Below are 24,983 nucleotides of genomic sequence, written 5' to 3' on the forward strand. Positions count from 1 at the left end.
TTTCCAGAAAGGAAATAGAAAAGAAAAAGAAACTTATTTCTTGGCGGGATGGTTCAAAATTGGTAAGAACAGCATCTAAAAGTAAGAGGGGTACCTCATCGCAAGCTATTGCGGTAATAGGTATGGCGGGACAGTTTCCTGAGGCAAAGGATGTAGAGGAGTTTTGGCAAAATATAGCAGGAGGTAAAAACTGTATCAGAGAAGTTAGTAAAGAGCGTTGGGATATAGATAAACATTACAGCGAAGGAGAAGTAGTCTCTGGAAAAACTTATAGTAAATGGATGGGAGCCTTGGAAGAATATGATCTTTTTGATCCAATGTTCTTTACGATCTCTCCGGTGGAAGCAGAAAGTATGGATCCACAACAACGTTTGTTTTTACAAAGCTGTTGGCATACTATAGAGAATGCAGGATATAGCTCGAGTGCATTATCGGGTAGTAAATGTGGGGTATATGTGGGATGTGCGTCGGGAGATTATCTTCAACAATCACAAAAACATCAGTTAAGTGCACAGGGGTTCACAGGCGCTGCTAGTTCAATATTAGCAGCACGAATTTCTTATTTTTTAAATTTACAAGGCCCTTGCATTTCTATCGATACGGCTTGTTCTTCCTCATTGGTGGCTATCGCCAATGCTTGCGATGGTTTGGTATCTGGTAGTATTGATTCTGCTTTAGCAGGAGGAGTTTACGTGATGCCGACACCTTCGATGCATATTATGAGTTCGCAATCGGGGATGCTCTCTCCAGATGGTAGATGTTATACCTTCGATCAACGAGCCAATGGTTTTGTGCCAGGTGAAGGCGTTGGGGTAGTTATGCTAAAAAGACTCGAAGATGCAGAAAAGGATCAGGATACTATTCTTGGGGTTATTCAAGGTTGGGGTGTTAACCAGGATGGTAAAACAAATGGAATTACAGCACCAAACGCAGAATCCCAAACACTTTTAGAACAACAGGTATATGACCAATTCGATATAGATCCTAATAATATTCAGTTAATAGAAGCGCATGGTACTGGTACTAAGCTAGGAGATCCTATTGAGGTAGAAGGATTACGAAAATCTTTTAAAAAATATACCGAAGAAAAAGCATATTGCGCTTTAGGATCAGTAAAGAGTAATATCGGACATTGTTTAACGGCTTCTGGGGCAGCAGGATTTATTAAAGTACTTCAGGCTATAAAACACCAACAGTTGCCTCCAACAATTAACTTTGAAAAATTGAACGAACATATAGGATTAGAGGGGAGTCCGTTTTATGTGAATACAGAATTAAAAGACTGGAAGGTAGATGAAAATCAACCCCGTCAAGCTGCTATAAGTTCCTTTGGTTTTAGTGGCACTAATGCGCATTTGGTTTTGGGAGAGTATACTACTAAGAGAGCCATTAAAAACTCTGTTCAGGGGCTTACCCAAAACTCAGAACTTATGATTCCATTATCGGCAAAATCGGAGGAGCAATTAAGAGTAAAAGCTTCAGATTTGTTGAGATTTATTGAAAAAGAAGGGGATAACCTTGATCTGGTAGAAATGGCGTATACGCTACAAGTAGGTAGGGAAGCTATGGATGTTCGTCTAGGTCTAATGGCAGCTAGTATTAAACAATTAGAAGAAAAGCTTCAGGCATATATTAAAGGAGAAAATTATATTGAGGATCTTTACCATGGACATGTAAAACATAGTAAAGAAGGTATTAGTATTATTAGTGATGATGATATGAAAGATACCATTGTTGAGAAATATATAGGTCAAAAGAAATTATCAAAATTACTGGATTTATGGGTAAAAGGTCTGGAGTTGGATTGGAACAAGCTCTATGGTAATCATAAACCTAAACGTATAAGCCTGCCTTTGTATCCATTTGCTAAAGAACGATATTGGATTGAAGCAACTCCAAATAAGCAAGATAAAGAGACGCCAGAGATAATAGATAGACTTCATCCTTTAGTTCATAAAAACACCTCTGATCTTCGCCAACAACGCTATAACAGTACTTTTAGCGGAGAAGAATTTTTCTTAAAAAACTACAAGGTTAAAGAAGATAAGGTTATACCAGCAATGATTTACTTGGAAATGGCTCGTGTTGCTGTAATGTTAGCTAGTTCATCTCATGAAGAATCTACAGTCATTGAATTAAACAATGTTTTCTGGATACAACCACTTACGGTAACAGAAAACAAAGAAATAGAAATAGTCTTATTTGCAAGGGATTCAGATAATAGTAATGAGGAACAAATAGATTTTGAAATATACACAACGGAAACAGATCAGGAGATAACATATTTACAAGGGCAAGCCATTTATAGACAACAACAGGAAACAGCTAAAATCAATATCGAATTACTCAAAGAGCAGATGAAAGAAGTTGTTCTGGAATCCAAAGATATTTATAAGGTTTTAACCCAAATAGGGTTTACGTATGGCTCGATTTTTCAAGGAATCAAAACTATTTATAGAGGACATAATCAATTATTAGCTGAATTAAGTACAACACTTTCTGAGGAAAAGGATCAAGAGGAACTGATACTTTACTCTACAATAATGGAGGGAGCTTTACAGGCAGCTATAATTTTAATGAATGATTTGGATTCGTTGAATCAACCAGTATTTCCTGCTTCGTTGGATTCTATACACATAATATCTGCTTGTAGCAAGGATATGATCGTATGGGTACGTAGTAATAAAAAGCAATCAATTAACCATTCATTGGATATTGATCTTTGTGATCAAGAAGGCAATATATGCATACAAATAAAAGGGTTGTGTTTACAAGAATTTAATATAGATACAGATATTCTTGAAAAAATCGAAAAAGACACGATTTCATTTGATGTAACTTATGATAATATAACCCCACAATCAAAAGAAGAATCTCAACAATTATTTTTTAAGGAATACTGGAAAGACAAGCCATTTGATTCCAATAATTCGATATCAGAAAACAAGCAAATTATAATTTTTGCAGATGAAGAATTTCGAGAAAAAATAATGACTAGTGATGATGCTAAGCAGTTAACTAAAGCAATTTATGTATTCCAAGGACAGAAATATAAAGAAGTATCTGATAGTATTTACCACTGTCGTTTCAATAATGCGTCTGATATTCAAAAATTACTTCATAGTGCAGCCAATAAATCCAATGAATCTATAGCATTAATGTATTCTTGGGCAAAAGATCGTAAAGAAACAGGCATTCTTGCCTTGTTTAATTTGTTCAAAGCCATTAAAGAATTTAATCAACCTATCGATGTCACTTTGATGGGCCATTATGAGCCTTTATCTGTAGATACTTGTTGGGATCATTCTTGGATTGGATTTGAGCGATCTTTAAAACTAGTACTACCTAATGTAAAGATATCCCTACTTTATACGAATGAATCTGTTTATACTCCTCATCAATTATTAGATGCGATACATAATCCTGAAATAATTTGGTATAAAGGTGAACGAAGGTTTATACTATCATTTGAGTCTTATGATTTGAATAGTGTAGCCCAAGAACCCATACTAAAAGAGAATGGAAGTTATTTAATCACAGGAGGCATTGGAAAATTAGGTTTTAAGTTTGCGCACTATTTAGCTAAGGAATATAAGGCAAAACTAGTATTGCTTGGTAGAAGCCCAAACACTGCTGATATTGAGGAAAAGATTAAACAATTGAAACATGCAGGAGCGCAAGAAGTATATTATGAGTCTGTAGATATTAGTGATAAAAAATCAATAACATCTTGGGCAAAAAATCTTCCTTTTGAATTGTCGGGGATAATTCATGCAGCAGGAGTGGAAGCTACTCAGGTTTTTCATGAAAAAACGACAAAAAGTATCAAAGAGGTTCTTCAGTCTAAATCTACAGGTACTATTTTATTAGATGAAATATTAGAGGAGCATCCTTTGGATTTTGTTTGTTATTTTTCATCATCGGCAGCTATTTTGGGAGATTTTGGATCTTGTGATTATGCCATCGCTAATCGTTTTCTAATGGGGTATACCCATTACCGTGAGCAGAAAAGTAGTAATAAAGGAAAATCCATAGTTATTAACTGGCCGTTTTGGAAAGATGGAGGCATGGGTAGAGGGAATTCTGAGCAGGCTGAGTTTTATTTAAAAAGTAGTGGTCAAGAAGTTCTTGAAACATCAGAAGGAATAGAGATATGGCACGATATTATTAAGTCAGATCAGAAACAAACATTGGTAATCAAAGGAAAACCAACTCGCACTGAACAATTTTTACGTAGGATTTATGAAGTGGAAAAGCCAGATCAATTGGAATCAAATACTCAAAAACTACCTTCTCATATAGGTAAAGGTTGGAAGATACAATATCAAGATTTTTCTTTAAAAGATTGTGTGTATTCAGATCTTATCAAGCTAGTATCTAAAAGTTTAAAAATACCATCTGAAAAACTAGATGGAATAACAAATCTGGTAGATTATGGATTTGATTCGATTAGTTTAACTGCGTTTTCTAAAGAATTAGCAGAACATTTTTTAATTAATATAACTCCTTCTTTATTATATAGTTACCCAACAATTGAAAAATTAAGCGATTATTTTACTCAGGATTATCTTAAGCATATAGAGGAATTTTATAGTAAGCTTCAAAGTGATGTGAAGGATAAAGAAACAACAACAGTTACCAAACCGGTTATTAATCAAATATCATTGCGTAAACGTTTCTTACAAACCAGACCCAATAGTAAGTTATATACTACAGGCGTGGTGCAGGAACCTATTGCAGTAATAGGTATGTCAGGACGTTTTCCAAAAGCGGATACGGTAGATCAATTATGGTCATTACTAGAAAAAGGAGAGAGCGGTATTAGTGAAGTCCCTTTATCCCGTTGGGATTGGCGGGATTATTTTAAAGCAGCTGGCGATCCTAATAATAAAATTAACACGAATAAAGGTGGTTTTATTAATAATGTAGATGAGTTTGATCCTTTGTTTTTTGAAATTACTCCCAAAGAAGCAGAAGCTACAGACCCTGGTCAAAGAATGCTTCTTATGGAAGCCTATAAGGCAATAGAAGACGCTCAAATCGCTCCATCATCGTTACGAGGAACATCGGTTGGTGTTTTTGTTGGGATGGAAGAAAGCCAGTATGACAAGCTTATTTCAGACGAACAAGGAGTAGGAAATAGTGGTAATGCTATGATATCCTCTAGGCTTTCCTATTATCTGGATTTACATGGTCCTACCATTGCAACTAATACAGCTTGTTCTTCAGGATTAGTGGCATTACATCAGGCAATCATGAGTTTACGAAACGGAGAATGTGAATCAGCATTAGTTGCGGGTATTTCTTCTTTAATCTTATCTCCAGAATTTTATGTAAAGATGAGCCAGGCAGGTATGCTTTCACAAGATGGACAATGTTATAGTTTTGCGAAACAAGCTAATGGTATTGGAGCAAGTGAGGCAGTTGTAGTACTCATGCTTAAACCACTTTCAGCAGCTATTAAAGCAGGTAACCCTATTTATGGAACTATTAAAGCCAGTGGGATTAATTTTGATGGAAAGACAAATGGAGTTACTGCACCAAGTGGTAAAAGTCAGGAAGAATTAATTAAAAAAGTATATACAAATTACAATATTAATCCTCAGGATATTTCACATGTTGTTGCTCATGGCACAGGAACAAAATTAGGAGATCCTATCGAAATTAATGCATTGAATGATGCTTTCAAAAAACTTAACAAGGAGCAATCGCGTTCAGAGCAAATAAATAGTTGTGCTATAACTAGTTGTAAGAGTAACTTGGGGCATACCATGGCAGCTTCTGGATTAGTGAGCGTCGTTAGTTTGTTAAAAGGATTGCAGTATAATAAAATACCTGCTACTATTAATTGTGAGGATGAAAATGATTACATAAACTGGGATAACAGCCCGTTTTATATCAATAAAACCACAAAAAAATGGGAAAAAGAATCCAATACACCTCGTATGGGGAGCATAAGCTCTTTTGGTCGAAGTGGTACCAATGCTCACGTTGTTATAGAAGAATACATATCACCAGTAGAGGTACAAACTTCTCCTGTTACCAATCTTTCAGATGGTTCACAAGTAATCATTGTTTTGTCTTCTAAAACAACAGAACAATTACAACAAAAGACAAGCGACCTGTTAGATTTTATAGATACTAAAAATCAAATTGTAGATCTGTTTTCTTTAGCGTATTCATTACAAATAACCAGAGAAACAATGGAAGTTCGTTTAGGTTTTATAGTAAGTTCTGTTGAAGAATTGGCAAGTAAACTAAAAGCTTATTTGCAGGCAGACAGAAACCTTGAAGGAGTTTATACAGGTGAAGTGAAACACTACGATACGTCCATATCTATTTTTAATGCAGATACCGATTTACAAGAAACTATGGATAAGTGGATAGAAAATAAAAAGTTTTCAAAATTATTGGAGCTATGGGTAAAAGGTTTAAAATTAGACTGGAACAAACTTTATGGAGAAGCCAAGCCTAAGTTGATTAGTTTACCAAAATATCCATTTGCCAAAGATCGATATTGGATACAAAAACCAATTTCAAAACAAGTGGAGGATAGGGACTTTGTTAAGGCAGATAAAAATCACGAAATTTTGGAAGATCTTATTAATGAGATTGAAAATGAATCGATTGAAACAGATCAGGCTATCCATTTATTAAAAAAATATAGCATAAACTAAATAAATACTTACTTAAGATAAATTAATTATGCAAGGTATAAACGAAACTATAATTCCCTTATTAAAAGAAGAATCATCTACTATAATAAAAGGAGAAAACGGGATAACAACTATAACCTTTTATGAAGGGGACCAGTCGAGTGCATTTACTTCTTTACAAGCCAGATTAAAGGAGATTATTCATGTCAATCCATGGTTGGCGGGACGACTGGTTAAAAATAAGAAACATAAAAGTTTACAATTAGCGTATCCTTCTGGAACCTTGTCAGAGGATAAGATGAAACCTATTTTTCATGATAACCCATCCTCGATTAAAATAGGATCTAAAATGGGATATGAGGAATTGTTTAAAGAAGCACAATCTGCAATAGTAAAAAAAGGGATAAAGTTAATAAACAAGCAAGATCCAATTACTCGTCTTACTATTGTTCCAGATATACATTCCCCAGAAAAAGGATTTGCGCTTATTTTTTCCATTTCTCACGTTGTGGCTGATGGATATACCTATTATAAGATATTCAATCAATTATTTACAGATAAACCTGTTGAATATTTGGAAGTAAAACGAAAGCAAGATGCAGCAGATAAGATAATTGATGTTGTAGGGCAGAAATCGTTTAAGTTTTTCCACTCTGCACCTTTTATTTTAAACTTACTAAATGGAGCAATTTTTGGTAAAAAGACTAAGCCTCATGGGTTTTATGTGGATCCAGAAAAGATCAGTAAGGTTAAAAGTCAAGTTAAGGAAAGCCCTGCATCTGGGGTAGATTTTATTTCAACGAATGATATTCTAAGCTCAAGTTTTGCAAAGGCTACCGATTCTCGTATTTGTATTATGGCAGTTAACCTAAGAAGTTGGGTAAAAGATATTGGCAGTAATGATGCCGGAAACTATGCAGGTGGGCTTTTATTTGATAATGAGGTAAGTTCTCAACCAACTAAAATCCGTAAATCTTTTCAGGCAGGATTACCAGTTCCTTCTACTGCTAAACCCCTTCCTAAATTTCGTGAAGCTATGAAAAGTAAGTTCAGTTTGATTAGTAGTTGGAGTGATTTTCAGGAAAGCCATGATTTAGAAAAATGCCAGCAATTACTTCATCTTCCTTTGTATGATTCAAAAAAAGCATTTCCATTAGACTCGGCAGTAGTATTTAAAGCCAGACCTAATGAATTAGCAGTAATGTATTTTACAAAAACAGTAGGACAAGAAAAATTTCTGTCAGATTGTGAAATTGGTGATACAATTTCATCAAAAATTTTTCAATAAAAACAGATCTAACGGCTTTACTTCCATTTTATCTTAAAACCAATAATCTCAATAGCACAGTACTATAATGATAGATTTCATAGAATATGTAGTTTTAGAATTAAAGAGTAAGAGACTATCAAAAGCGAATGCTCTAAACCTTATAAAGCAATTTAGTAATCGCTCAAAAGCTCATTCCAATTCAGCAGTTATACATCCTTTGTTACACATAAACACGTCGGATTTGAGTCAGCAAAGTTTTACTTCTACATTTAATGGTAATGAATTCTTTCTTAAGGATCATGAAATTAAAGAACAGAAGGTTCTGCCAGGGGTTGCTTATTTAGAAATGGCGCAGGCTGCTGTTAGAAAAGCGATGCCTTCTCAGAAAGAATCTGTCATAGAATTACGCAATGTTATATGGGCAAAACCCATTATAGTTAATGAGGAGAAAGAAATAACCATTGCCTTGTTTGCAGATGAAACTGAAATAGATCAGGGGCAGATACATTATGAAGTATACAGCATAGGTACAGAAGATAACATTCAAGAAATAATCCATTGTCAGGGGCAGGCTGTCTTTAATAATATATCAACATCCATAAAACTAGATATAGATAAGTTGAAGGAAGAAATGCAGCAAGGAAAGCTGGAATCACAAGATATCTATAAAGTTTACTCTAAGTTGGGTTTGAACTATGGACCAACGCACCAAGGTGTAAAAACAATATTTCAAGGTAATGAACAATTACTAGCACAATTAAATTTACCAGCAATAACAGAGGCAGAGGAATATGTTTTACATCCAGGCATGTTGGATAGCGCTTTGCAATCTGCCATTGGTTTGTTTGGTGGGCTGGATCAAATACCAGAGCACCCTTCACTTCCATTTGCTTTAGAATCATTAAAAGTTTTTTCAGGTTGTACTAAAGAAATGTATGCTTGGGTAAGGTATGCTGAGGGAAGTAAATCTACAGACAAGGTTATCAAACTAGATATAGATTTGTGTGACGAACAGGGCATGGTTGCTGTGCAAATGAGAGGGTTTTCCTCACGTTTACTTCATACAGATAAGGAAACTATTAAAAAACCTAGTAAAGAAACAGGAGCTGTATTTGCAACTCCTGAATGGCAAGATACTACAGATAAAGAACAATTTAGCACCAATACAGCAGATCATTTGCAGCAACGATATGTGTTTTTATGTGAGATGCCCAAGATAAAAGGGAAACAATTGGAAGCTTTACTTGCACAAAGTCATGTGGTTCATTTACAGGCAAAACAATACAAAAATATTGCAGAACGATTTAATGAATATGCAGTAACTTGTTTTGAGCAGATCCAAGCAATACTTTCTGATAAACCCCAAGGAAAAATAGGTATTCAGATCGTTATGACTAATGATTATGAACAAACCATTTTTACAGGACTTTCTGCATTATTAAAGACAGCAACTCTTGAAAACTCTAAGTTGGCTGGGCAGGTTATCATTACAAGTCAGAAAATAACAGTAGAAGAACTCGCAGTGCAACTGCAAGAAAACCAAACTAGAACACAAGATGTAATCATAAAATACGAGCAAGGCACTAGACAGACATTAGGTCTAAAAGAAATAAAGGTAGAAGGTAACGAACCTAAAATTGCTTTTAAGGATAATGGGGTTTATCTCATTACGGCAGGATTAGGAAAACTAGGGAAACTGTTTGCTACAGAAATTTTACAACAAACTCAGAATGCTACAATTATTTTAACGGGACGATCAGAGTTGACTAAGGAAAAGCAAGCTTTAATTAACGAAATGGAAGTTAATACGGGCCAGCTTATGTATCAGCAATTGGATATTACCAATCTGGATAAGGTAAAACAAACGATTACTTCAATTAAAAAGAAATATAAACATCTTCATGGAATTATTCATAGTGCAGGAATGATTTCAGACAGTTTTATATTGAAAAAAACTTCTAAAGAGTTTACAGAAGTTCTTGCCCCTAAAGTTACGGGAACTTATAACTTAGATGAAGCCACTAAAGATATTGATCTTGATTTTATGGCATTATTTTCATCTGTTTCATCTGTAACAGGAAATAGTGGCCAGGCAGATTATGCTACAGCTAATAGTTTTATGGATCAGTTTTCGGCTTACCGAAATCAATTGGTTAAAGCAAAACAAAGAACAGGGAAAACGATTGCAGTTAATTGGCCTTTATGGCAAGAAGGAGGGATGAAAGTCGATCCGTTAAAACAAGAAATAATAAGCCAGAGCACGGGTATGTATCCCATGCAGACAAAGACAGGGATACATGCATTTTATAGTAGTTTAGAGGGGACTCAAAATCAGTTGTTTGTGATGGAAGGTGATTTAGAACAATTGCATCATACACTATTTGCTACAGATACAGCAGAGGTATCTCTTCCTGAAGTTACTACTGAAGAGGAAAAAAAACCTGTTGTTGAAATGGATTCGGGAAGTCTTGAAGATAAAACTCAGGACTACATTAAAAAACAACTTTCAGAATTGTTTAAACTTCCATCCCATAAGATAGATCCGTATGCTCCTTTAGAAAAATATGGTATCGATTCTATTCTGGCAATGAATCTAATCAACCAATTAGAAAAAACATTTGGTTCTTTGCCAAAAACACTCTTTTTTGAATATCAAACGATTCATGAGCTTACGGGATATTTTATAAAATCACATGTAGCTAAATTGACTTCGCTTTTTACTGTTGTTTCTATAAAAAATGGTAAAGAAAAAATGGAGGAGATGTCCATAGCTCCACCTATTAAAACTCAAACCAAGCAAGTTCATTCAAGAACTATTAAGCGCCAACGACACATTGATATTTCTGCGGAAAGAAAAAATAAAATGGATGCAGATCCTATTGCAATCATCGGTTTGAGTGGTCGTTATCCAGAGTCTGCTAATATTGAAGCATATTGGAATAATCTTCGGGATGGTAAAGATTGTATTACCGAGGTGCCAAAAAACCGATGGGACTGGCGAGAATATTATAATGAAGACCGTAGTAAAAGTGGATATCATTATAGCAAATGGGGTGGTTTTATTGAAGGAGTAGATGAATTTGATCCTTTATTTTTTAATATTTCACCACTCGAAGCAGAGATACTCGATCCTCAGGAACGGTTATTTTTACAACATACCTGGATGGCCATAGAAGATGCAGGGTATACAAGATCGAGATTACAAATACCTCACGAACAAGGACTGGCAGGACAAGTTGGAGTTTATGCAGGAGTTATGTATAGTGAATATCAACTTTTTGGAATTGAGGCTAGCAAAAAAGGTCAGCGAATGGGAGTTCCTGGTAGTTATGCCAGTATTGCCAATCGGGTTTCCTATGTGTTAAATCTACACGGCCCCAGCATGACAGTAGACTCCATGTGTTCTTCCTCATTAACAGCTATTCATCTAGCTTGCCAGGATCTGCAACAAGGGCGAACGAGCTTGGGAATTGCAGGAGGAGTAAATGTTAGTATTCATCCTAATAAATATTTAGTGATCAGTGCAGGACAATACATTTCAAGCGATGGTCATTGTCAAAGTTTTGGTGAAGGAGGTGAAGGATATATTCCAGGAGAAGGAGTGGGAGTAGTTATATTAAAAAGACTATCCGAGGCAGAGCGGGATGGGGATCATATATATGGAATTATTAAAGGTAGTGCGCTAAACCATGGAGGTAAGACTAATGGTTATAGTGTGCCTAATCCACAAGCACAATCAAACCTTATTAGTAACGTACTAAAAGAATCAAATGTAGACCCTCGTCATATAAGCTATATAGAAGCGCACGGTACAGGAACTAAATTGGGAGATCCTATAGAGATTGTGGCATTAAGTCAGGCATTTCAAAAGAATACATCTGATGTGGGATCTTGCTTGATTGGTTCTGCAAAATCCAATATAGGTCATTGTGAGTCTGCTGCAGGAATAGCTGGTTTAACCAAAGTATTGTTACAATTAAAACATAAACAAATCGTTCCGTCCTTGCATTCAAAAAGTTTAAATCCTAATATCGATTTTGAGAAAACTCCATTTATAGTGAACCAAACCTTAAAACCTTGGGAACAACCTATGGTTGATGGAATCTCACAACCTAGATTAGCGGGTGTTTCTTCTTTTGGAGCTGGTGGGTCGAATGCACATATTATTGTTCAGGAATATGAGCCTTCAATAAAAGTAAGTAAACCTATAGTTTCTAAGGATTTAGATTCAAAAATAATTATTCCTTTATCCGCAAGAACACCAGAACAGCTTCACCAAAAAACCCTTGATCTTTTTGACTTTCTTAAGAAATTAAAAGTAAAAAAAGTAGAAAAAACTGGTAGCTCTTTTGATTTGGAAGAGATGGCATATACTCTTCAGGTAGGTAGGGAAGCTATGGATGTACGACTTGCATTTATGGTTAAATCTTTGGATGATTTAATTGAAAAACTTAAAAAGTATATTGATGAGGAAGAGTATATCGAAGATATCTATCAAGGAAGAATAGATCAGGAGGAAGACACCTTATCTTGGTTTAATGCAGATGCAGATTTTGAGCAAACGGTTCATAAATGGATAGCTAGAAAAAAAATATCTAAACTTTTGGATCTATGGGTTAAAGGTTTGAATCTGGATTGGGATAAGTTCTACGGGGACCATAAACCCAAACGTATAAGTCTGCCTGTATATCCTTTTGCCAGAGATCGGTATTGGATTGATATTAAAATAAGCGAACAAAATAAGGGTAATGAAAAGACGACATCGGTACTTCATCCCTTACTTCATAGTAATACTTCAGACCTCAGCAAACAGAGTTATAGTTCTATCTTTAGCGGCGAAGAATTTTTCCTTAAAGATCATCAAGTAAAAATTAAAGAAGGATATTTTAGCAAGGTACTACCAGCAGTGGCTTATCTTGAAATGGCACGAGTAGCAGTAGAGAAAGCTACCTCTGTTACAGCAGGATCAGGTATATTAGAATTGCATAATACCGCTTGGGCTCAGCCGCTTGTAGTAGCAGAAGAAAAGCAAGTAGAAATAGCCTTATCTGTTAAGAATAATGACCAGATTAATTATGAAATTTACAGTAAAGATAAGGAACAAGAAACTATTCATTGTCAAGGAATAGCTAGTTATAGTACACTTCCTTTACCAGAAAAACTAGATGTAGAGCAACTTAAAAGAAAAATGAATAAGGGTAGTATAGAAGCTGCCAGTTTGTATTCTATTTTTAACTCTATGGGGCTTTTTTATGGTCCTGCTTATCAAGGAATCACTAAAGTTTATCAAGGCGAAAAACAACTTATTGCACAATTGAGTTTACCATCTGTGGAGGAAAGAGATAAAAATGACTACCTGTTACATCCCAGTATGATGGATAGCTCATTACAAGCTGCTTTTGGCTTGATTGAAGATCTCTCTAATCTTCCTTCACAACCCTCAGTACCTTTTGCGTTGGATACCATACGTATAATATCTGCCAGTACAGAAACCATGTTTGCTTGGATTCGTTACTCAAAAGGAAGTAAACCTACGGATTCAATTACCAAACTGGATATTGATTTATGTGATCAGGAAGGAAATATATCTGTGCAGATTAGAGGATTATCCTCTAGGCAATTAAGTATAGATATCGTTGAAGTACAAAATAGGAGCATCGGAACGATATTAGCGAATCCTTTTTGGGAAATATGTGAAATGGTTCAGGAATCAGAAAGCAGACAAGATGAATTCGTGCAAAAACACATTATACTATGTGAAATACCTAGAGCAAATGCCAGCCAGTTAGAAGCATTAATTCATAATAGTCATTGTATACCGCTTGAAGCATCACAAAAAAATATAGCAGAAAGGTATAAAGAACATGCATTGACTTGTTTTGAAAGGGTTCAGGAGATAATAAAGAGTAAACCCGAAGAAAAGATCCTTATCCAAATTGTTATTGATGACATTAAGGAACAAGCACTTTTTTCTGGGTTGTCAGGGTTATTAAAAACTGCAGCTCAGGAAAACCCTAAATTAACAGGTCAAATAGTTATCACAAAATCAGATGTAAATACAGAGAAACTTGCCGAACAACTGAAGAAAGCAGAAACCAGACCTGAAGAATCTTTCATTAGATATGAAAAAGATATATCCTATGTTTTACGTTGGAAGGAAGTGCAGCCAAAAGGAGATAATACTAAAATTATATTTAAAGATCATGGTGTTTATCTAATTACTGGAGGACTCGGTGCTTTAGGAATTTTGTTTACTAAGGAAATTTTACAACAAACCAAGGAGGTAAAAGTAATATTAACAGGACGCTCGGAACTAACAGAAGAAAAACAGGCAATTATAAACGAACTGTCGGTAAATACTAATCAGGTTGTGTATAAACAACTTGATCTCAGTGATCCTAATCAGGTAAATGCTCTTATAGGTACAATTATAAAGGAAGAAAAGCAGCTAAACGGCATTATTCATAGTGCAGGTATGATATTAGATAATTTTATCCTTAAGAAAACTAGCGTTGAATTTAGTAAGGTTCTGACTCCAAAAGTAAATGGAACCTATCATCTGGATCAGGCGAGCAAAGATGTTAACCTTGACTTTATAGTATTGTTTTCTTCCTTATCAGGAGCAATGGGTAATCTAGGGCAAGCAGATTATGCAACAGCAAATGCGTTTATGGATCAGTTTGCTATGTATCGCAATCAGTTGGTAGATCAAAGATTAAGACAAGGGAGAACCATTTCTCTCAATTGGCCTTTATGGAGTGAAGGTAATTTGAGCATTTCTGAGAAGAATATAGATATACTACGACAGGCAACAGGTATAGAGCCTATGCAAACAACATCTGGTATTCAGGCATTTTATAGAAGTATGGCTTTACAAAATAGCCAAACATTGATTATGGAAGGCGATATGGAGAAAATGCGTCATATTCTGCTTCCAAACCAGACTAATCACACAGAATCTTCATCAGCGATTATAGATGAAATGGTGGCAAAACCTTCACCAGATTTTAAAATAGATTCAAACACGCTTCTAGATCAAACGGTAGTTTATTTACGTAAATTATTTGCAGGAACATTAAAACTTTCTGTTCAGGAACTTGATCCAAAAGCTCCTTTAGAAAATTATGGTATAGACTCCATTCTGGCCATGAAATTGACCAATATACTCGAGGAAACCTTTGGATCTCTTTCTAAAACACTATTTTTTGAATACCAAACGATAAAAAGCCTGGCTGGGTTCTTTGCAAAAACATACCCTCAAATTATTCAAGAGCAAGCTGGGATCAAACACAGAGCATCTTTAACAGTAGAATTGCCAGAGAATAATACCAAGAAACAACCATTGATTTCTGCGTTACATTCAAGCAAACGTTTTTTTAGTGGAGAGGTAAATACGCAACGAGAAGTAGCTATTATAGGTCTAAGTGGTAAATATCCTCAAGCAGAGAATTTGCAAGAATTTTGGGAAAATCTAAAAAATGGTCGGGATTGTATTACAGAAATTCCTGAAGAGCGTTGGGATACCAAGCAGTTTTTTAACTCTAAGAGTAATCAAACTGGAAAAAGCTACAGTAAGTGGGGAGGATTTATCAGCGATGTAGATAAATTTGATCCGTTATTTTTTAACATATCTCCTAAAGAGGCGGAATTAATGGATCCGCAAGAGCGACTTTTTATAGAAACGGTCTGGCAAACTATTGAGGATGCAGGATATAGTAAAGACAGTATTTCAGCAATAGGTAAGGTAGGAGTATATGTAGGAGTTATGTATGGACAATATCAACTTTACGGAGCTGAGGCTATGTTGGCAGGCAATGCAATTGTTCCTGGATCTTCTTATGCTTCCATAGCGAACAGAGTTTCTTATTATTTAGATCTGCATGGGCCTAGTATTGCTTTAGATACTATGTGTTCTTCATCTCTTACAGCTATTCATCAAGCATGTGAAGAAATACGAAAAGGCGAAATAGAGGCGGCCATTGCTGGGGGAGTTAACGTTTCTATACATCCTCATAAATATCTTATGCTAAGTCAGGGAAATTTTGCAGCGAGTGATGGTAGATGCCGAAGTTTTGGAGAAGGTGGTGATGGATATGTAGCTGGCGAAGGTGTAGGTGCCGTTTTACTAAAGTCGCTTGATAAAGCAATAGAGGATGGAGATCATATTTATGGAGTAGTTAAATCCAATGTAATTAATCACGGAGGAAAAACCAATGGATATTCTGTACCGAACCCCAATGCTCAAGGAGATTTAATTTTTGAATCCCTTAAAAAAGCTAAAATTGATCCTTCAACACTAAGCTATATCGAAACTCATGGTACAGGTACTGCTTTGGGAGATCCAATTGAAATTACAGGATTGAAGAAAGCTTTTGGAGAGTCTGTATCACAAAAACAATTTTGTCCCATAGGTTCGGTTAAATCAAATATAGGGCACTTGGAATCAGCAGCAGGAATAGCAGCAGTTACAAAAGTGTTACTCCAGTTAAAGCATAAACAATTGGTTCCTTCATTACATTCAACAACATTAAATCCAAATATAGATTTTAAAGAATCCCCATTTTATGTACAGCAAAAATTAACACCTTGGGCATCTTCTAACACACATCCAAGACGAGCAAGTATTAGTTCTTTTGGCGCTGGAGGTTCTAACGCACATCTTATTATAGAAGAATATAATGGAATAAATAGACCAGTAAGCGAATCCACTAATAAGACGCCACAAGCGTTTGTTCTTTCTTCTAAAAATCAAAGTGTACTTTTAAAGTACGCAGAAAAAATGATAGATTTTCTTAGAAGTAATAAAGATATTTCACTAACAGATGTAGTGTATACTTCACAAGTGGGGAGAACACCAATGAATGAACGTCTTGTAATAGTTGCCACTAGTACTGACGAACTTGAGGAAAAACTAGAGCAGTGGTTACACATTCATAAGACAAAAGGTTCTAAAGTATTAGAAAGAAATACAGAGGAGTCAGAAGGGGTTTACTATGCTAACATTAAAGATGCTCCATCTAATACCAGAGCTTTATTAGAAGGAGAGGAAGGTAATGCTTATCTAAAAGTAATAATGAATACCCGAAATCTGGAAAAATTAGCAAAACTCTGGATCTCTGGAGCAGATATTGATTGGTCTATGCTCTATCAGGATATTTATCCAATGCGTATTTCTCTTCCTACATATCCTTTTGCTAAAGAGAGATATTGGTTTAATACACCAAAAATTTCTGTAACTACAGATAATGTCGCTACACAAGAGTTTTATACAGAGGAGGTCTCTATAGAAGAAAAACAAAAGTTGCATTACTATCCTAAATGGGTAGAGGGTAATCTAAGTCTTTCAGAAGAAAAACCTACAAGTGGTTACATTTTAATTTTTGATACCACAGATGAGTTGTTTCTTACGTTACAGAAAGAATCAAAACAAGATACAGAAGGGAATTCGTATATTTTGGTAAAACCTGGACATGTTTATGAAGAAGTAGAACCCTCAATTTTTACTATTGATCCTCAACAAAAAGAACATTTTAAACAATTAGTAGAAAACCTTAGTGCAAAAGGACAGCTTCCTTATCGAATTATTCATAGTGGATTAGAAGCAGGCAATTTTGATAAAAAGGAAGATATAACCCGTCAGCTAAATTATGGCATCTATACACTGTTCCATTTATGTAAAGCTTTGATGGAACAAAAAGAACATATATCCCTTCAGATATTATCTGTTTTCTTAGGGGATATGAGTTTATCCAATTCACTAAACGCCGCATTGGGAGGGTTTTTTAAAACTCTCGCTCTGGAGAACCCATACTACCAAGCAAAAGTTATAGAGATTCAGGATGGTTTGGATAATAAGCAACTATCTATAAAAGAGAAAGTCCGTATCATTCAGGATGAATTCAATGATATAAACTGGAAGAAAAATGAAATTCGGTACAAATTTCAAAAAGAAAATCAAGCCTATGTCCGTAATATTAAAGAATTAGTACAGTTGCCTCATGTTGAAAGTAATAAAAACCGTTTACCATTAAAACAGAATGGAGTTTATATAGTATCAGGAGGCTTAGGTGGATTAGGCCTTGTTTTTAGCGAATATTTGGTGAAAAATTACCAGTGTAATTTAATCCTTTTTGGACGGTCAGTAATTAAACCAGTTCAACAGGAAAAACTCGAGAAACTCAAAACCTACGGCACTCAAATTATTTATTTACAAGCCGATGTTTCAAAGTTAGAAGATATGGAGGCAGTTGTTAAAGCTGCAAAAACCAATTTTTCACAAATCAATGGCGTTATTCATAGTGCAGGTATTAATCAAGATTCATTTATTTTCAAGAAATCGCCAGAAGAGATGAATAAGGTGCTTGCCCCAAAAGTTTATGGAACAGTTAATTTGGATCTGGCAACGAGAAGAGAAAATTTAGATGTCTTTATTCTGTTTTCTTCAATTGCAGGAATAATGGGTAATATAGGGCAATGTGATTATGCTTATGGTAATCATTTTCTTGATTCATTTGCAGAAATCAGAGATGGTTTAGTGAAAGAACAAAAACGTTTTGGCAAAACATTATCTATTAACTGGCCTTATTGGGAAGAAGGTGGGATGCATATCTCTAATGAAGAAATTACTCTAATTGAAAAGCAGACTGGTCTTTGTCCCATACCAATTAAGGAAGGTATAAAATTCATGGAAGAGTTTTTGTCGTCTGATCTATTACAAGGTATTCCTCTTTATGGGGTTTCATCCAAAATCCGACCTTACATAACTCAAGTTGCTAAAGAATTGGATAAAAACCAGTGGATTAATTCTAATTCTATAGATACAGAAATTCTTCTTGAAAAAACAGAAACATATCTCAAAACTCTGATCGGAAATGAGATTAAACTTGATCCAGAGCGGATGGATACCACAGAATTGTTTGAGTCTTTTGGTATTGATTCTATAATTATAAGTCAGATAAATATGAATCTGGAGAGAGATTTAGGTACTTTACCTAAAACTTTATTCTACGAATATTCAACGATAGAAGAATTAGCAAACTATCTGATACAGAAAGAACAGGAGGCGTTGATTGGGTTCTTGAACATAGAGTATTCCGTAAATAATTCAAGTAATCACGATCTGCAAAATTATAAAGTAGAAGCTCCAGATACATCTATAAGAGAGCGTAAGGTAGAGTCCCGAGATAAAATTAGTGAACCTTTTAAATATGAAGATTTTGAGCCTATCGCAATTATTGGAGTGCATGGAAGCTATCCTAAATCAAAAGATTTAAATACCTATTGGGAAAACCTAAAAGAAGGAAAAGATGTAACAGATATGGTTCCCAAAAGCCGATGGGATTATAAGGAATTTTATGATGAAGATCCGGCAAAGGCAGCCGAAGGAAAAATTTATTGTAAGTCAGGGGGATTTATCAGCGATGTTGATAAATTTGACCCTCAGTTTTTTAATATTACTGCAGAAGAGGCCATAATAATGGACCCACAGGAACGACTTTTTTTACAATCTGTATGGGCTACCATCGAAGATGCGGGGTATACAAAAGATAGTTTAAAAAAGCACCACCCAAAAGCCAAAAGTGCTGATGTAGGCGTATTTGTTGGGGTTACAACAAATACATATAATCTGTTAGCATCAGAAAACTGGAGCAAAGGAAATACAGTCCCCAGCGCACACCCTTGGTCAATAGCGAATCGTGTTTCCTATTTATTCGATTTTAACGGACCTAGTATGCCTGTTGATACAGCTTGCTCATCCTCTTCAGTAGCGATGCATCTTGCCTGCGAAAGTCTTAGAAAACAAGAGTGTCAGGTTGCTGTTGCAGGTGGAGTAAATTTATATTTGCATCCGTCTAAGTACCATTCTTTATGTAAAAATAGAATGATATCCCTTGGCGGGAAATGTTATAGTTATGGAGCAGGGGATGATGGTTTTGTTCCCGGTGAAGGAATCGGATCTGTTTTATTAAAACCACTTAGTAAAGCTATAGAGGATGGGGATCACATATATGGTACACTAATAGGAAGTTCGTTTGATCATAGTGGTAGATCTAATGGATATTCTGCCCCTAACCCAAATGCTCAGGCAAATTTAATCGAACAAACCCTTCAAAAAGCTAAAATTCATCCTGAAACTATCAGTTATGTAGAAGGTCACGGCACAGGAACACAATTAGGAGATAGTCTAGAAATTGTTGCTTTAACAAATGCATTTCAAAAATATACTAAGAAAAAACAATTTATTCCTATTGGCTCAGTTAAAGCTAATATTGGACATCCAGAGTCCGCAGCAGGAATCGCAGGTGTTGCAAAGGTACTTTTGCAAATGAAACAGCAACAGTTAGTACCATCTATTAATTCTGATGAGGTAAACCCTAATATCGAATTTAAAGAATCCCCATTTTATCTTCAGCATCAGCTTACTCCTTGGGAACCTTCAACAGGTCACCCCAGAAGAGCTCTTATAAATTCATTTGGAGCAGGAGGAGTTAATGCATGTTTAGTACTGGAAGAATATAAAAAATCAAAAATAATACAAGAGTATCAGGAATCTGGCCCATATCTGTTTGTACTTTCTGCAAAAAAGGAAGAACTCCTTATAGAATACGCGAATCATATACTCACGTATTTAGAAAAAGAACAGGATATAAATCTAGCAAACTTGTCTTTCACATTACAGGTGGGTCGAGAGGCTATGTCAGATAGATTGGCAATTATTTTTTCAGATAAAGCAGAACTAATTCAGCGATTGAAAGATTGGCAGAAGCATAATACAGATAAACATATTTATCAAGGAAAACTCGATCTTGGTATGAGGAGAAAGAAATCTATAGATAAAGTACAGGAATTCCAGACCTTTTTTAATACAGGAAACCTGGATAAGTTAGCCCAACTTTGGATCACTGGTATAGAAGTAAATTGGGAGAGTTTATATACTCGAAATAAACCCAGTCGAATTTCACTACCAACCTATCCTTTTGCTCAAGAGAGGTATTGGGTTTCAGATAAAGTAACCCAAGAAAAAAGGATAGTAGCAGAACCAATAAGAAGTCAATTACATCCTTTGATTTCATATAATTCATCTACATTAAGAGAAGTTCGTTTTACTTCGGTATTATCAGACAGCGAGTTTTATGCAACAGACCATAAAGTAAATGGAGAGAAGATTTTTCCAGGTTCTGGATTCATAGAAATTGCAAATATTTCAGGAAATCTGGCAGGGGAGCAAAAAGTTTGCAAAATCAGAGATATTGTTTGGGCTCACCCATTAAGTTTTAAGAAAGGGCCACAATTTATTCAGACATCTCTTAAACCCAATGGTAGTGGTACTGAATTTAAGATCACTTCTCATGATGATGAAAACGAGCAAATAGTACATTCTGAAGGGAAGCTGTTTTTTCAAAATAATAATAATCCTTCAACAAGTGTCGAAAACATTTCGGTTCAAAAACTTAAAGAACAATGTCCTGAGCCTCTGGAGAGTTCTTATTATTATAATATTTTTAATCAGGCAGGTTTTAATTATGGATTAGCATTTAAGACCATTCAGGAATTTTATGTCAATGAATCTTTTGCATTGTCAAAACTAAAACTGGCAGATCATTTAAAGGTTGATTTTGATCGTTTCACTCTTCATCCTTCTATTGTTGATGGTGCCTTACAAACTGTTGCAGGATTAATTGGTCAGACAGAATCTGCAGTTCCACATGTGCCGTTTGCGATAGATGAAATTGAGATATTCCGTTCTTTACCTCAAACATGCTATGCATATGTACAAAGGGTTAATGTAGAAGGTAGCTCTTCGTCAGATATCAAAAAGTTTACTATAAAAATCATCAATGAAGCAGGAGATGTTTTAGTCGAGATTAAAAACTTTTATGTAAGAGCATTTGGAAAGGTGGATAAACTTGATGATTTGGAGATAGAAGTAAATAACATGGCTCTTTCTGTAAGTTTATAATAAGAATGTTTTAAAATTCGGTAAAATAGAGAGTTCAAATAACAACATAAATCATATTCCAAAAAACAATGATGGTTTTGAAAAGAAACCAATGAAAGTACTCAACCAGTAATAAAGGGTTTCTTTCAATACACATAATTCAACTCTTTTGATAGAAAAAGATAGAGAGGATTATGTTACTATACTTAATTTAAAAAAACTCACTAAAATTTTCATTTATGAAAGCAATTAAAGAAGGCTTAAAGGTATTATCCAGAGGAACTTGTGGTACAGCATTTTGTTCACTATTAAACAGCGAATATGGTGTGCCAAATGAAATAGCAGAGATTGCCGCATCCCCTTTTGCAGGAGGGTTGCTTAATAGAGGGTTCCAGTGCGGAATGATAGGAGGAGCTGTTTTGGCTGCCGGAGCAGAATCATACCGTAGAAATGAAGATACTGGAGAGGCTATAGCAATGGCCATAACAGCTACACAACATCTTATGGAATCTTTTAAAAAAAAGACAAATACTATAAGCTGTAGAGATATAACCGAAATGGATTTGTCAGGAAAATTAGCCCCGCTGAAAGTATTAGTAACAGGTAAAGCATTTACTTGTATGAAACTCGCAGGGAAGTGGGCTCCCGATGCTATTAAGTCAGCCGATGAGGGCTTGTCTGATGAAACTGTAAGTTTTTGTCCAGGATCTGTGAGTTGTGCTTCAGAGGTGGTGAAAAAAATGGGAGCTACAGATGAAGAAATGCTTATGGTGGCAGGATATGCTGGAGGTCTTGGTTTAAGCGGAAAAGAATGTGGAGCATTAAGTGCTGCGATTTGGTATAAGATGGTAGATTGGATCAAAAAAAATCCAGGTAAATCCCCATCTTCATTTGATAGTCAGGAAACTAAAAAAATGCTAAGAGCTTTTTATGTTCAAACCGATTCGGAGGTATTATGTAGCAAGATTACTAACAAAGAATTTAAAGATATAGATGATCATTCTGATTATATAAAAAGCGGAGGCTGCAAGAAGATCATCGATGCATTGGCTGCATTATAATTTAAAATACAAGTATCATGTTAAAACAGTTATTGAGCAAACGAAATATTTATTTCGATCATAACGCAACAACCTACCTAGCACCTCGTGTAAGAAGGGTAATGAACAGAGTTTTAAAATCTTATTGGGGAAATCCTTCTTCTGGATATGCAAAAGGAAAAATGTCAGCGCAAATTATCGAAAAAGCTCGTGAAAATGTTGCTGCTGCAATAGGGGCGCATTCACATGAGGTATATTTTTCGAGTTGTGCAACAGAATCTAATAATGCTTTATTAAAAACGGTAAGTAATCATTTCTATCCAGAAAAAAACAAAATCATTTCCACACCAATAGAGCATCCATCGGTAGCTAATACATTAGAGTATTTGAAGACTAAAGGAATAGATGTTCAATATTGCCCGGTAGATAGTTCTGGACGTGTAGTGCTTAAAGAACTTGAAGCAATGATCGATGATAAAACTTTTCTTGTTTGCTGTATGTTGGCAAATAATGAAATTGGTACAATTCAGGATATTAAAAAGATATCTGCAATGGCAAAAGCCAAAGATGCGTTGGTTTTTTCAGACTGTGTCCAGGCATTAGGTAAAATCCCAATAAACGTAAAGGAATTAGGGGTTGATTATGCAACGTTTTCTGCTCATAAACTATATGGTCCTAAAGGTGTTGGCGCTTGGTATGCCAAAATTAGTTGTCCCTTAGAGCCATATATACATGGAGGAAGTCAGGAAGAAGGAATGCGGGCAGGTACCGAATCTATTCATAATATAGCAGGTTTTGGGGAAGCTTGTAAACATGTAGATAAACTTATTTCCCTTTCCATGAAAAATGAGCCTCTTAAGAAGATGTTTATTACGGAATTAAAAGAAATAAAAAAGGATTTAATAGTTAATTCTCCAATAGACAATTGTTTAGTGAATACCATTAATTTAACTTTCCCTGGTATTAGCAGCGGTGAATTGATGAAAATGCTCGATTATAAAGGGGTTGCGGTTTCTTCAGGATCAGCATGTAGTGCTTCTTCAAACAAACCATCACATGTTTTAAAAGCTATAGGCTTAACAGATGACGAAGCACAGGAATCTATTAGAATAAGTTTTGGCGTAAAGACAAAAGATAAGCATATCAAATATGCCTTAAAGGTGATGAAACAATATATTCTAGAAGAAAAAAACGTTAAAGAATTAAATTCACTTGTAAAACTTAAAGAATCTGGACTATAGATGACTAAACATAATTATTCAAATAAAAAATAATGAAAGATTGAAACGAGTATTAAGAAATTTAAACACCAACTTTTGAGAAGTAATTGATTAAATTTATTAATGCAGAAACGAAGTGTTTACTCTCGTTCTTTATTTTATAATTAGAGAGATATTAAACGATTACTAAAATTTAAATGTGTAAAAATGGATAAATCCGAAAAGTTTTGGAATAAGAGCGCAAATGGGTATGATAAGGAAGAAATGAAGGATCGAGATGTACGAATTAAAATCCTTGAAAAAACTAAAAAATACCTTAAAAAAAAGGATAATGTTTTAGATTATGGATGCGCAACTGGAATATTAGCAAATGAAATAGCAGGTGATGTAGAAATGGTTTATGGGATGGATATATCGTCTAAAATGATCCAAATTGCAAAAAACAATGCTAGTAAACTTGATATTCAAAATGTAAAGTATACGCATACAACAATATTTGATGAAAACTATAAGTCAGGAACCTTTGATGTAATTTTAGGAGTTTATTTACTTCACTTGTTAGAAGATATGCCTAAAGCAATGAATAGAATACATGAATTGTTAAAACCTGGAGGATTATTTATTTCTGTAACACCTTGTTTAGGGAAAAGATCCCTTACAGGTATCTCGTTATCCTTTTTTAGTAAAATAGGGTTAATACCAAGCCTCAAAACATATAATATTTCTGAATTAGAAGGCTCCATTACAAATATGGGTTTTAAAATTATTGAAAGTGAATGTTTACAAAAAAGAGGACAACAATATTTTATTGTAGCAAAAAAGAATTAAAAGATTTTGTGATAATATATCATTAAAATA

Annotated in this window: 6 protein-coding genes; all 6 read left to right on the forward strand. The window is 34.9% G+C overall.

What is annotated here, in order from left to right:
* Positions 1-59: 59 nt before the first annotated feature.
* The 6 genes from H527_RS0116370 to H527_RS0116395 all read left to right on the forward strand — a co-directional run bounded on the left by H527_RS0116370 (position 60) and on the right by H527_RS0116395 (position 24,953).
* Entirely contained in the window at positions 60-6,677 is a 6,618-nt protein-coding gene (locus H527_RS0116370) for a type I polyketide synthase (protein ID WP_211235741.1), read from the forward strand.
* A 28-nt stretch (positions 6,678-6,705) separates the two neighbouring features.
* Positions 6,706-7,944 (forward strand): hypothetical protein, encoded by a 1,239-nt coding sequence (locus H527_RS0116375; protein WP_027413694.1) that lies wholly within the window; start codon positions 6,706-6,708, stop codon positions 7,942-7,944.
* 67 nt (positions 7,945-8,011) lie between these two features.
* On the forward strand, positions 8,012-21,886 hold the full coding sequence (locus H527_RS24060) for an SDR family NAD(P)-dependent oxidoreductase (protein ID WP_051316830.1): 13,875 nt from the start codon (positions 8,012-8,014) through the stop codon (positions 21,884-21,886).
* 218 nt (positions 21,887-22,104) lie between these two features.
* Complete coding sequence (locus tag H527_RS0116385; RefSeq protein WP_027413695.1) at positions 22,105-22,926, forward strand: C-GCAxxG-C-C family protein; 822 nt, start codon at positions 22,105-22,107, stop codon at positions 22,924-22,926.
* Positions 22,927-22,943: 17 nt separating this feature from the next.
* Positions 22,944-24,146 (forward strand): cysteine desulfurase family protein, encoded by a 1,203-nt coding sequence (locus H527_RS0116390; RefSeq protein WP_035088529.1) that lies wholly within the window; start codon positions 22,944-22,946, stop codon positions 24,144-24,146.
* A 186-nt stretch (positions 24,147-24,332) separates the two neighbouring features.
* Positions 24,333-24,953, forward strand: coding sequence for a class I SAM-dependent methyltransferase (locus H527_RS0116395; RefSeq protein ID WP_027413697.1), 621 nt, complete (start codon positions 24,333-24,335; stop codon positions 24,951-24,953).
* The last annotated feature ends 30 nt before the right edge of the window (positions 24,954-24,983 follow it).

Origin of the sequence: Aquimarina muelleri DSM 19832 (assembly GCF_000430665.1) — a bacterium.
GTDB lineage: Bacteria > Bacteroidota > Bacteroidia > Flavobacteriales > Flavobacteriaceae > Aquimarina > Aquimarina muelleri.

Bases quoted from the DNA above. Each gene is read 5' to 3' on its own strand.
- H527_RS0116375 (WP_027413694.1), top strand. From the start codon at position 6,706: ATGCAAGGTATAAACGAAACTATAATTCCCTTATTAAAAGAAGAATCA.
- H527_RS24060 (WP_051316830.1), top strand. From the start codon at position 8,012: ATGATAGATTTCATAGAATATGTAGTTTTAGAATTAAAGAGTAAGAGA.
- H527_RS0116385 (WP_027413695.1), top strand. From the start codon at position 22,105: ATGAAAGCAATTAAAGAAGGCTTAAAGGTATTATCCAGAGGAACTTGT.
- H527_RS0116390 (WP_035088529.1), top strand. From the start codon at position 22,944: ATGTTAAAACAGTTATTGAGCAAACGAAATATTTATTTCGATCATAAC.
- H527_RS0116395 (WP_027413697.1), top strand. From the start codon at position 24,333: ATGGATAAATCCGAAAAGTTTTGGAATAAGAGCGCAAATGGGTATGAT.